Annotated in this window: 10 protein-coding genes; 3 read left to right on the forward strand and 7 right to left on the reverse strand. The window is 66.3% G+C overall.

Annotation, left to right across the window (positions count from 1 at the left end; translation table 11 throughout):
* Positions 1–119: 119 nt before the first annotated feature.
* The 3 genes from AAGI46_12410 to AAGI46_12420 form a co-directional block, all read right to left on the reverse strand.
* Positions 120–494, reverse strand: a complete 375-nt coding sequence (locus tag AAGI46_12410; GenBank protein ID MEM1013009.1) for an iron-sulfur cluster assembly accessory protein — start codon at positions 492–494, stop codon at positions 120–122.
* Positions 495–606: 112 nt separating this feature from the next.
* The gene (locus AAGI46_12415; GenBank protein MEM1013010.1) at positions 607–1122 is read right to left on the reverse strand and encodes a c-type cytochrome; all 516 of its coding nucleotides are present in this window, start codon (positions 1120–1122) and stop codon (positions 607–609) included.
* On the reverse strand, positions 1119–3146 hold the full coding sequence (locus AAGI46_12420; protein MEM1013011.1) for a cbb3-type cytochrome c oxidase subunit II: 2028 nt from the start codon (positions 3144–3146) through the stop codon (positions 1119–1121). Before AAGI46_12420 ends, AAGI46_12415 begins: the two co-directional genes overlap by 4 nt.
* 87 nt (positions 3147–3233) lie before the next feature.
* Between AAGI46_12420 and AAGI46_12425 the strand changes: the two genes are divergently transcribed.
* On the forward strand, positions 3234–4622 hold the full coding sequence (locus tag AAGI46_12425; GenBank protein ID MEM1013012.1) for a hypothetical protein: 1389 nt from the start codon (positions 3234–3236) through the stop codon (positions 4620–4622).
* 3 nt (positions 4623–4625) lie between these two features.
* On the opposite strand, the gene AAGI46_12430 is transcribed toward AAGI46_12425, so the two are convergent.
* Positions 4626–5582, reverse strand: coding sequence for an NAD(P)H-dependent glycerol-3-phosphate dehydrogenase (locus AAGI46_12430; GenBank protein MEM1013013.1), 957 nt, complete (start codon positions 5580–5582; stop codon positions 4626–4628).
* A 163-nt stretch (positions 5583–5745) separates the two neighbouring features.
* Here AAGI46_12430 and AAGI46_12435 point away from each other — a divergent pair, with 163 nt between their 5' ends.
* Together AAGI46_12435 and AAGI46_12440 are read left to right on the forward strand one after the other, a co-directional pair.
* A complete protein-coding gene (locus tag AAGI46_12435; GenBank protein ID MEM1013014.1) occupies positions 5746–6897 on the forward strand; it encodes a PCRF domain-containing protein in 1152 nt (383 codons plus the stop codon).
* A complete protein-coding gene (locus tag AAGI46_12440) occupies positions 6894–7559 on the forward strand; it encodes a hypothetical protein (protein ID MEM1013015.1) in 666 nt (221 codons plus the stop codon). The genes AAGI46_12435 and AAGI46_12440 overlap by 4 nt, the downstream gene beginning before the upstream one ends.
* Here the strand turns inward: AAGI46_12440 and AAGI46_12445 are convergent.
* The 3 genes from AAGI46_12445 to AAGI46_12455 form a co-directional block, all read right to left on the reverse strand.
* Positions 7542–8699 carry an endopolygalacturonase gene (locus AAGI46_12445; protein ID MEM1013016.1) on the reverse strand — a complete coding sequence of 386 codons (1158 nt, stop codon included), beginning with the start codon at positions 8697–8699 and terminating at the stop codon, positions 7542–7544. The genes AAGI46_12440 and AAGI46_12445 overlap by 18 nt on opposite strands.
* A 51-nt stretch (positions 8700–8750) precedes the next feature.
* Entirely contained in the window at positions 8751–9848 is a 1098-nt protein-coding gene (locus tag AAGI46_12450; protein MEM1013017.1) for an alpha-L-fucosidase, read from the reverse strand.
* A gap of 32 nt (positions 9849–9880) precedes the next feature.
* A partial coding sequence (locus AAGI46_12455; protein MEM1013018.1) for an MBL fold metallo-hydrolase RNA specificity domain-containing protein occupies positions 9881–10450 on the reverse strand: 570 nt, incomplete at its 5' end.

The raw sequence follows: 10450 nt of genomic DNA on the forward strand, positions 1-10450 counted from the left end.
CCCCGCGCCCCCCGCCCCCATCAAAATTCCCCGGCCGTGGCGTCTGGTCAAACAACAAACAACCGCGCCGGCGGCAACGAACCGTTGCCGCCGTCACTGCCATCGTGGTGTTTGCCGGCTCAGGCGGTGAAGCTGCTTCCGCAGCCGCAGGTGCTGGTGGCGTTGGGGTTCTTGAAGACGAAGCCGGTGTGCAGGCCTTCGCCGTGGAAGCCGATTTCCACGCCTTCGAGGTAGAGGAGGCTTCGCTCGTCGCAGACGAGGCGGATGTTCTGGCTCTCCATGAGCTCTTCGCCCTCCTCGGGGCCGTCGTCGAGTTCGACGAGGTCGAGAGTGTATTGGAAGCCGCTGCAGCCGCCGCCCTTGACGCCGACGCGTAGGAAGGTCTTGCTCTCGTCGAGCTCCTGGTCCTTGATATACTCACGGATCTCGTCAGCGGCCGGCTCGGTGAGGCTGACGGGCGAAGTGGCGGTGTCGAGAGTGGCTGTGGTGCTCATGGTCGTTCCTTACGTCGGCAGTTGGCACGGGGTGCGGTGGAGTATAGCGGATGGGACGCGACGGTGTCGCAGCACGCATCGAAGCTGAAAACACATCGGGCGACGCGTGGTTTCACTCCAGTCGCTCAACGACCTCGCCCTCCGGGCGGTGGCCACCCTCGACGTTGGTGTCGTGGAGGCTGGTGACGTAGCCGCTGACGATGATCAGGTCGTTGTAGCCGAGCCGCCCTTTCCACGCGGGCATGCCGCGGTCGGCGATGCCCTGCTCGGTGATGGTCAGGACGTCCATAGCGGTCGTGGCGGCGATCCAGGCGTTGTCTGTCAGGTTGGGTGCCGTGACGGTGCCGCGGCCGTCGTTGTGATGGCAGCTGGCACAGTTGGCGGCGTAGATCGCTTTGCCGTGGGAGAGGAGCGTCGGGTCGCTGCGGACGCGGGCGAGGCTCTCGGCGTCGAAGCTCAGGCGGTCCATCGTCCCGACGACGGCCTCGGCCTCGGCTTCGACGGCACGCTCGAAACGACCCGTCGCCCCGGCCTCAGGGCCGACAAGTGCCAGCAGCGAGACGTAGCCGACGCCCCACGCGACCAGCGCGGCGATGGCGAGCTTGAGCCAGAGGGGCGTCGGGGTCATGGGGTCGATTCGCGGCCGAGGGTCTGGAGGTAGGCGATCAGCGCGACGACGCGTTTGCGTTCGAGGCCCGACTCGGCACCGCGGGCTTCGAGGTCGGCGGCGATCGCGCGGGCCTGGTCGAGGGCGTCGTCGGGCAAGTCGACCTCGTCACTGAGTAGATCGGGCATCGCGGGCATCAGACTTCGCGGAAGCACGGCCTGGGGCGACTCGAAGTGACGGAGGTGCCACGTCGCGTCGAACTTGCCGCCGACGCGCGCGAGGTCCGGGCCGACGCGGCGGACGCCGATCAGGTCGGCCTCGAAGCGATCGGGCATCGACGTGACGTCGCCGTAGCGACGCGTCTCGCCGAGGATCGGGCGGACGACCTGCGTGTGGCACTGGTTGCAGCGGTGTGTCCGATAGACGTCACGGCCGATCTCTTCGAGCGGCGAGAGCTTCGCGACTTCTGGCGGACGGCTCAGACCAGCGGCGGCGTGGGAGAGCGTCGAGAAGCCGATCGCCCCGGCGATCACGACCACCGGCACCGCAGCCGTTGCGAGCGTGCGGCGTTCGAGCTTCCGGTGCCACGACAGCGACCAGGCCGACTCGAGCTTGGCCGCGAGCGGCAGGATGGTGTGTTCGTGTGCGTAACGCGATTCGTGCGTCGCGGTCTCGGGCGTGACGGTTGGCGGAAGTTCGAGGGCGACCCGGCCGCGAATCGCCGTCCAGGCGAGCCAGAGCCACCCGCCGGCGACCACGAGCCAGCCGATCGCCTGGAGCGTGTAGAGCGGTGCCGTCGCCCGCGTCGTCTCGATGACCTCGGGGAACCGCAACGCGCCGGTCGGCGTGAGGGTCTGCCACATCAAACCCCGGCCGAGCCCGGCGAGGTGGCCCGGCAGGACTGCCAATGCGATGCCGGTCACGATCGTCCAGAACGGCAGTGTCGTCCGGCTCATCGTGGTCACGAGTATCGCCGCAGCGAAGCCGAGCGCGACGACGAGCAGGCGAAGATCGAAAGCGGACGACTGCCAGGCGGTGAACTGTCCGACGGCTTGGAATCGAAGGAGTGACAGCAGCCCGCCGTCGATGGCGACGACCAGGATCGCGACGAGGCCGACGTTGAGCCAACGCCGACGCGATGCATCGACCGGTGCGTCGACGGCGACGAGGTTGAAGACGCCGGCGAGCGTCCCGGCCAAGGCGAGCAAGGCGCCGGCCGTCCCGAGCGCGGCCAAGGCCGTGGGCCCGCCAGTGTGATGCAGGGTCGCCAGGCCGGCGAGCGGTGTGCCGATGAGCGTCAGCCACAGGTGGACGACGGCCAGGCGATGGCTTCGCCACGTCCCGACGAGTCGGTAGGCGATGGCGAAGCCGGGCAGCATCAGGCCGACCGTGAGCCAGCTTCCGGCGACGACGAGCCGCACGGGTAGCGGTGGCTCGATGAGTCGGAGGACGAGGTCGAAGGCGACCGTCGTGGCTAGTCCTGCGAAGGCGGCCGTCGCGAACCAGGTGGCGGGCGATCGTCCCGGGATCGCGTCGAGCCGACTGACGGCTACGGCGATCACCAGCACGGCCGAAAGCACCGGCAGCGATTCGGCAAAGACGGTCATCGATGCGCCGGTCGACCCGACGAGCAGCCCGGCGACCGCCAGCTGCCAAGCCCAGAAGCGACGGATCGATGGCCGACGTGCCGGCTTGAGCGACTGCAGCGCATTGAAGACGAGTCCGAGGACGAGGGTCTGCGTGGCGATCGGGCGACCCGCCGCGAAGAGCCCGCCGTCGAACAGGTTCGTGACCGAATGAAGCGTCACTGCCGACCACGCATGTCCGCCCTCACGCAGCGTCTCCGCCCAGCCCGGCATCGGCAGTGCCAGCATCGACAGCCCTGCCAGGAGCAATCCGACGACGCCCCACACGCCGGCCGCGCGAAGCCATCGAGCTTCGGCGGACGCGGCGGCTTGTCGGGCGGGCGAGATCATGGGTGGGTGGTCGGACGCTCCAATATCGACGCCAATCGGGACGGCCCAAAGCTCAAAGGCGTGCGTCATCGTGCCGCAGACCTTCAGCCGACGTCGGTCTGCGATTTGGCCGACAATCGAGGCAAGGTGATGTCACTCGTTCGAACCTGTCTCGGCATGGCCGTCGTCCTCGCAGCGACGGGTGTCGTTACGCTCACGGCCGCGCGGGGCTCGGGCGTGCTCTACGCGATCAAGCAGAATCTGCTGGAAACCCCCGTCCGTCAGCCACCTTTGCCGGTGGACGTCATTCGCGACTATGACCCGATCGACCCGCGGCTGGGCTTCACGCACACCGTCCAGGACAACGCGACCGGCACGCGATTCACGTGTATCGAGTTCGGCCCCGACGGCAGGCTTTGGGCCACCGACGTGGCGGGCAGGCTTTATCGGTTCCCCGTCAGCGAGGACGGCACGCTCGGCGAGCCGGAGGTTCGCACGACGATCATTGATCACGCTGGCGGGCCGAGGCTGATCATCGGGTTCGCGTTCTCGGACGACGGGAGCGAGATCTACGCAACCAGTTCCTACGCGACGATGCTGGATGCGCCCGACTTCAGCGGCAAGGTCATTCGCCTGCACGGCCCGGACTTTGCGCTCGTCGAGACGCTCGTCATCGGCCTGCCCCGCAGCGTCGGCGACCACGCGACCAACCAGCCGGAGTTCGGACCCGACGGTGCCCTCTACATCCCGCAGGCCTCCAACACCGCCACCGGCGGCACCGACGAGACCTGGGGCTACCGCAAAGAGCACACGCTCAGCGCCACCATCCTCCGACTCGACCTCGACAAGCTCGCCGACCACGAGTTGCCGCTGGACGTCACGACGCTCCATCCCGGTCACGGCTACGACCCGCACGCACCCGACGCCCCACTGACGATCTACGGCCACGGCATTCGGCTCGTGTACGACATGGAGTGGGTCGACCTGCCCGGTCGCGGCTGGACGCTCTTCGCGCCGACCAACGGCTCGTCGCCCGGCGGAACGTTGCCGGCCGACCCGGTCAGCGGTTTTCCGGGCAAGATCGAATCGCCGTACAACGAACACGACTGGCTCCACCGCGTCGAGCCGGGCATGTACCACGGCCACCCGAATCCGGCGTACGGCACCTACGTCCTCAACGGCGGCAACCCGACCGACGGGCCGGACTTATGGGAAGTCCCGGACTACCCCGTCGGTACGCAGCCCGACCCGAACTACCAGCCGGCGATCCTCGACTTCGGCGAGCACGAGTCATCCAACGGCGTCATCACGTACCGGGCCGCGTCGGACAGCTTCACGGATCGGACACTGGATGGAACGCTGATCGTCTGTCGCTACTCCTCCAGCAGCGACCTCGTTTCCGTCCGCCTGACGGATGACGGCGACGTCGCGGAGATGATCGAGGGCATTCCCGGCCTCATCGGCATGGGCGATCCGCTGGATGTCTGCCAGGACCCAAAGACGGGCAACCTCTACGTCGCCGACTTCGGACTCGAGCACATCGCCCTGCTCGTTCCGCGGCGGTGAGCGTCACTCGGGTTTGGGCTCGCGTCGCATGAGCCGGCCGAGCGCCTCGCGCGGATCGACGCCGTCGAACAGGATGCCGGCGACGCTGTGGGTGATCGGCATCTCGACGCCGCGCTTGCGTGCGATGCCTGCCACGGCCTTTGTCGTCGGCACGCCCTCGCAGACGCTGCCGAGCTTGGCGAGTGCCTCGTCCGTCGACATACCCCGGCCGAGGTGTTCGCCGAACCGACGGTTGCGGCCCTCGGGACTGAAGCACGTCGTGATGAGGTCGCCCATGCCCGCCAGTCCTGCGAAGGTGTCGGGCCGCGCGCCCATCGACTCGCCGAGCCGCGTGATTTCGACCAGGCCGCGCGTGATGAGCGCGGCCTTGGCGTTGTTGCCCAGGTCGAGCCCATCGACGATGCCGGCGGCGATGGCGATGATGTTTTTGGTCGCCCCAGCCAGCTCCACGCCGACGACGTCGTCGCTGGTGTAGACGCGGAAGTAGTCGGTGGCGAAGAGGTCGCGCACCTGCTCCGCGACGCCCTGGTCTTCGCACGCCACCACCGCGCCGGCAGCCTTGCGAGCAACGACTTCACCGGCGATGTTCGGCCCGCTGAGCACGGCGACCGGTCGCCTGCCGAGCAACTGACTCGGCCGAAGGTTCGTCGAAAGCTCGATGCCTTTCGCGCACGACACGACCGGGCGGCCACTGTCTGAAAGCTGATCGACCAACGCACGCGTCTGCTGCGTCGGCACCGCCATGACGGCAACGTCTAACTGCTGCGTTGCCGCTTCGAAGTCGCTCGTCAGTCGCACGTCGGGCAGAGTCACCTCTGATAGCTGCCGGCTTCGACCGGTTTGCCGCATTTGCTCAATCGTCTCGCGTCGACCCAGCAGCGACACGTCGTGCCCGTTGTCGCAGAGCAATCGCGCGCACATGACTGCCATCTGACCAGTGCCCACGATCGTGACGCGCATGCAGCAGCATAAACACAGGTGATGAAGCCGTGGTGTGAGCGGAGCGATCACCCGGATCGTCTTCGCGCTGGTCAGCGTTCGACCGACGACGTTCCGAGGGATCGCTTCGCTCACCCTGCGGCTTCGGGGCGCTTGTCGCAGGCTCTCCTACGCTGACCTTCCGATGCCGACCGAGACTCAGGAGAACGCTCAGCTCGACTTCGACGTGCCCGAGCGACACGCGGCGTGGAAGCCGCTGCTCGCGAAGCTCGCCCGGACGGCTCAGCGACATGCCGACCTGCAGGAGCGGATGAACGACCCGGACGTCCTGAACGACCCGGGCCAGCTCATGAAGGTCAGTCGCGAGTCGGGCCAACTGGCCGGGCCGGCGGAGACGTTTCGCAGCTACGCTGCTGCGGCGAACGAGTTGGCGGATCTGCGGGAGATGGCCGGCGATCCCGAGATGGCGGAGATGGCCGAAGCGGACCTGCCGCGGGTCGAGCAGCAACTCGACGCCCTCATGGAGCAGGCCAAAGCCGCGTTCGTCGAAGCCGACGAGCCGGCGGTCGGGCGGTTCTTCATGGAAATCCGTGCCGGCACCGGCGGTGAGGAGGCGGCGCTCTTCGCACGAGACCTCTTCGAGATGTACCGCAAGTTCGCCGAAATCAAGGGCTTTAAGTTCAGCGTCGACGACTTCAGCGACTCCGAACGCGGCGGCTTCAAAGAGGTCGTCGTCTCGCTGCAGGGTGACGAGGCGTACAAGCGACTCCGCTACGAAGGCGGCGGCCATCGCGTGCAGCGGGTGCCCGAAACCGAAACGCAAGGCCGCATCCACACGAGCGCCGCGACGGTCGCCGTCCTGCCAGAGCTGGACGACGTCGAGGTGACGATCGAGGCCAAGGACATCGAAGAAGGCGGCTGCCGCGGCGGCGGGCCGGGCGGGCAGAACGTCAACAAGGTCGAGACCGGCTGGCGCATCACCCACAAGCCGTCGGGCCTGCAGTTCAAGATTACCGAGCAGAAGTCCCAGGCTCAGAACAAGGAACGCGCCTGGGCGTTGCTTCGCGCCGCGTTGTACGAGCGCGAACGCAGTCAACAGCTCGCCGAGCAGTCGGCGTCCCGCAAGGCGATGATGGGCTCCGGCGACCGCAGTCAGCGCGTCCGGACGTACAACTTCCCGCAGAACCGCTGCACCGATCACCGCCTCGGCGGGTCAGGCGACGACGATGCGGGCACGAAGAACTTCCCGCTCGAAAAGGTCATGAACGGCGACCTCGACCCGCTGGCTGACGCCCTTTCCGAGCTCGATCGGCAACAACGTCTGGCCGAACTATGAAACCACGACTCCTCGTGCCGATCGTGACGTTGACCGCCGCGATCATGATCAGCGTGGGCGTCTTCACGCTGCGAGCGGACGCGCCGATTGCAGAAGCGGACAACGAACTCTCCGAAGCACGACAGCAGATTCCGGCCGTGCGTCGCGGGTCGGCGTCGGTCGCATTGCTGGATGCAAACGGACAGCCACTGCAATCGGAACTGCCGATCGAGATTCGGCTCGTCTCGCCGACGTTCGTGTTCGAACTGACCGAATCGATCCCTGACGAGTTAGCCCAAAATTCCGGTATCGACCACGCCGGTCTCCCGACGGACGAGCAGTTGACGCCAGACGCCGCCGCCGACGTGTACGAGCGGAGTGCGACGATCGCGTTCGCGAACGCCGACATCTCGGGCCATCGGTTCGTGTTGCCGGCAGACGACGACGTGCGAGCCGCGATTGTCGAGCGGCATCGCCATCTGATGGACGTCTGGACGACGAAACGCACGGTCGCGATCCCACCGCACGGGCGAGTCGACTGGACCGGCTACGCCGGGACGTACGAGCTGACGATCGAAGGCATGTCCTCGCCGCGATGGTCCGTCCAGCTACCAGCCGTCGAGCACGTGACCGCCGACCTCACACCCACAGTCAACGAGTCGACCTCAAGCACGATCGAGTGACAAGCGTCGAAAGCCGCCTGAGCGACGTTGGAACGAGGATGCTCTGTCAACGAATTCGTGGGTCTGCAGGTTGCCCGCCTCGTCTTCGACCGTCAGGACATGGCCGGGCAGGTGCTCGGCGTGGATGGTGTCGCTGGAGCTGTCGCTGTCGCGCTCTGGATCACGAAGGACGTCCTCGATCACGAGACGCGTCGACCGCTGCTGCAGCCGGATCAAGGGCCCCTTTTTCTGCGTCTTCCAGACACGGGCGTCGCTAACGCGGATGTCGTCGCAGTCACCGACGCCGTTCGCGTACTTGGGATCCTGGGCGTCAAAAACCTGAACCCGGCAGCCGCGGGCTCCGTCCATGTTGACCATCGCTTCGCGACAGCCACCGCGAATTCCGCTGATCTGGAGGCGTTCGACACGGCTGTCGGTCGAGAGAATCCGCACGAACGAGTGACAGTCGTCCGCCTGGAGATCGTGGACGACGATGTCTCGCTGGTAGCCGTTGAGCTTGCCATGGCATTCGATTCGCCCGAGCGCGTCGTCAGCGTTGAGGGCGACCAGGTCGTCATTCGGTGCCTTGCGACCCTGGCCGGTGATGTATGCGATGACGCCGCGCTGGCAAAACCCGCCGAGGTGGATGCCGTCGTTGTTGGGCCGAGGGTTGGTGGTGTCGATCTTGACGTGCCGGATGAGGAAATCGCCGAGCTGGGTCGCGCGGAAGTGGTAGCTTTCGCTATCGCAAAGCCGGCAGTGCCCGAAAGTGAGTCGGCGGACGTTGCGGAAGTTGACCAGCACCCCTGAGTAGCCGCCGGGGTCCGACAGCGGGTCTGCCTCGGCCGCCTTGCTGCGTGGGTTGTTGCGATTGTTGCCGTCCCAGATGCCGCCGCGAATCTCGATGTTCTCGTCGCCAGCGTCGTGATTTGCGTTCGTCAGCAGGAAGTCGTCCGTCGTCTTCCCGACGCCGTCGCCCAGAAGCAGCCGCGCTTCGGGGTGGACATCGAGCCGCGTGTTCGAGCGAATCCGGAGCGTCCGGCCGACCTTGTACACGCCCATGGGCACGCGGACGTGTCCGCCTTTGTCCAATGCCGCCTGCAGAACCGCAGCGGCATCGTCGTGTCCGTTCGAGACGCGGGCCAGGTCGGTTGTTGCCATCTCTGTCAGGCTAGCTCGATTCGCCGGTCGCACAGCCGCAACGACACGACGTCACGCCTCGACGCCGGCGTCGCTCTTGCCTGTTGGAATGTCTGACCTCGGCTCAGGCCATCCGTCGCGGCGAATGCGTTTGCCGACTTCGCGAAGGCAAGCGACGTCGTCTGGATGGATCGAGCCGTCGGCGAGTGGCCCGGTGTTGACGAGCAGGTTGCATCGATTGCCGGCCGCGTAGCCGAGGCTTGCCAGCACGTGGTCAGGGCCATGATGTTTCGATGTCGCATCAATGCCCCATCTGCCGCTTTGCTGGAGCGTCATGCAGATTTCGTTGTGCTTGTGGCGGTTCCTTTCCCAAGCGGCTGCCGCAACGTCGGCCGCTCTGGTCTTGCCCTGCTCTCGCATGCGATCAGCGAGACTGCGGAACTGGAACTCGGGCGACGCGAAGTCTTCGTCGCCGGTCAGGCCTTGCTTGAAGCTCACGAGCGTCTCTGGCCGTGATTCGCGAATGAGGCGGTACGTGTCGGTAGCAGGTGTCTGGTCAGGCCAGTGGTATGCGCCGACGATGAGATCGAGCCACACGCCAGCTAGTGGCGCATCGATCGCGAGCAACTCCTCGATGCAGCCGTGCGTCCATCGCCAGAAGTCGGGCCAATCGTCAATCGTCTCCAGCGTGTACCGATCGGGCACGTTTTCGTAGTGCGGCCGTCCGGAACGGAAGAGCTCGGGTGACAGAGTCGACGGGTGTCGCCAGTTGATCGTGTACGTGTGGTAGGTGAAGAAGCCCAATCCGTGCCGCTCGCAGGCTGCCGCCATCTCAGCGACCAAGTCTCGGCCGGCGAATCGCACGCTATTGAACGGCTCGACCTGCGAGTCCCAAAGGCAGAACCCCTCGTGATGGCACGAGGTGAGGTTCACGTACGACATCTCCGCCTCGACCGCGAGGCGCGCAATCGCGTCGGCATCGAATCCGCTCGGGTCGAATCGGTCCGCGAGCGTCTCATACTCGTCCGGCGGGATCGCTTCGTGGAACATCACCCACTCGCCACGGCCGAGTATCGAATAAAGCCCGTAGTGCAAAAACAGACCGGCCCTGGCCTGCTCGAACCAGCCGAGTGTCTCGCTTCGCGACGTCGCCCCTGGAAAACGCTGCATCGCCCAACGTTAGCGACCGGCCGGCATCCACCTCATCCGAACAGCTCCATCTGCGCGGGCGGCCGGGCGAGGCGGATGGTGAAGCCGAGCTTGTCGGGCAGGCCGAGCTTGTGCAGGTGGTCGGGGAATTCGCCGAAGCCGTGGTGGCTGACGACGTGTTTGGGTCGGACGCGTTCGATCGTCTCGATTAGCTCATCGAAGTCAGCGTGATCGCTCAGCGGCAGTGCGTGCTCGACGCCGTAGCGGAACTTGGCTCCCGGCGACAGCGCCCAGCCGCTCATCATGATCCGGCAGACGTCGTCACCGAACTGCTGCGTGACGGCACCGCGTGCGTCGCGTGGCGGACAGACGAGGACGCCGCGTTCCTCCAGGTCGAGCTGTCTGGCTCCGCTGAAGTTGGCCTTCTGGTACTGGCGTAGCTGGTCGTCGCGACCGAGGGTGACGCCGAAGTCGCGGTAGTAGCGGCTGATTCGCCAGATCGCGCCGTGCATCGAGACGTTGAAGCCGGCATCGGTGAGGATGCGGATGTTCTCCTGGCTCTTGCCGAGCGAATAGCCGTGGACGACCGGCTGCTTGCCTTCGCGAAACGCTTCGGCCACGAG

This window comes from Planctomycetota bacterium, from assembly GCA_038746835.1.
In the GTDB taxonomy this organism is placed as follows: domain Bacteria; phylum Planctomycetota; class Phycisphaerae; order Tepidisphaerales; family Tepidisphaeraceae; genus JBCDKH01.

Coding starts and splice junctions, on each gene's coding strand:
- AAGI46_12410 (MEM1013009.1), bottom strand. CDS start 494: ATGAGCACCACAGCCACTCTCGACACCGCCACTTCGCCCGTCAGCCTC.
- AAGI46_12415 (MEM1013010.1), bottom strand. CDS start 1,122: ATGACCCCGACGCCCCTCTGGCTCAAGCTCGCCATCGCCGCGCTGGTC.
- AAGI46_12420 (MEM1013011.1), bottom strand. CDS start 3,146: ATGACGCACGCCTTTGAGCTTTGGGCCGTCCCGATTGGCGTCGATATT.
- AAGI46_12425 (MEM1013012.1), top strand. CDS start 3,234: ATGGCCGTCGTCCTCGCAGCGACGGGTGTCGTTACGCTCACGGCCGCG.
- AAGI46_12430 (MEM1013013.1), bottom strand. CDS start 5,582: ATGCGCGTCACGATCGTGGGCACTGGTCAGATGGCAGTCATGTGCGCG.
- AAGI46_12435 (MEM1013014.1), top strand. CDS start 5,746: ATGCCGACCGAGACTCAGGAGAACGCTCAGCTCGACTTCGACGTGCCC.
- AAGI46_12440 (MEM1013015.1), top strand. CDS start 6,894: ATGAAACCACGACTCCTCGTGCCGATCGTGACGTTGACCGCCGCGATC.
- AAGI46_12445 (MEM1013016.1), bottom strand. CDS start 8,699: ATGGCAACAACCGACCTGGCCCGCGTCTCGAACGGACACGACGATGCC.
- AAGI46_12450 (MEM1013017.1), bottom strand. CDS start 9,848: ATGCAGCGTTTTCCAGGGGCGACGTCGCGAAGCGAGACACTCGGCTGG.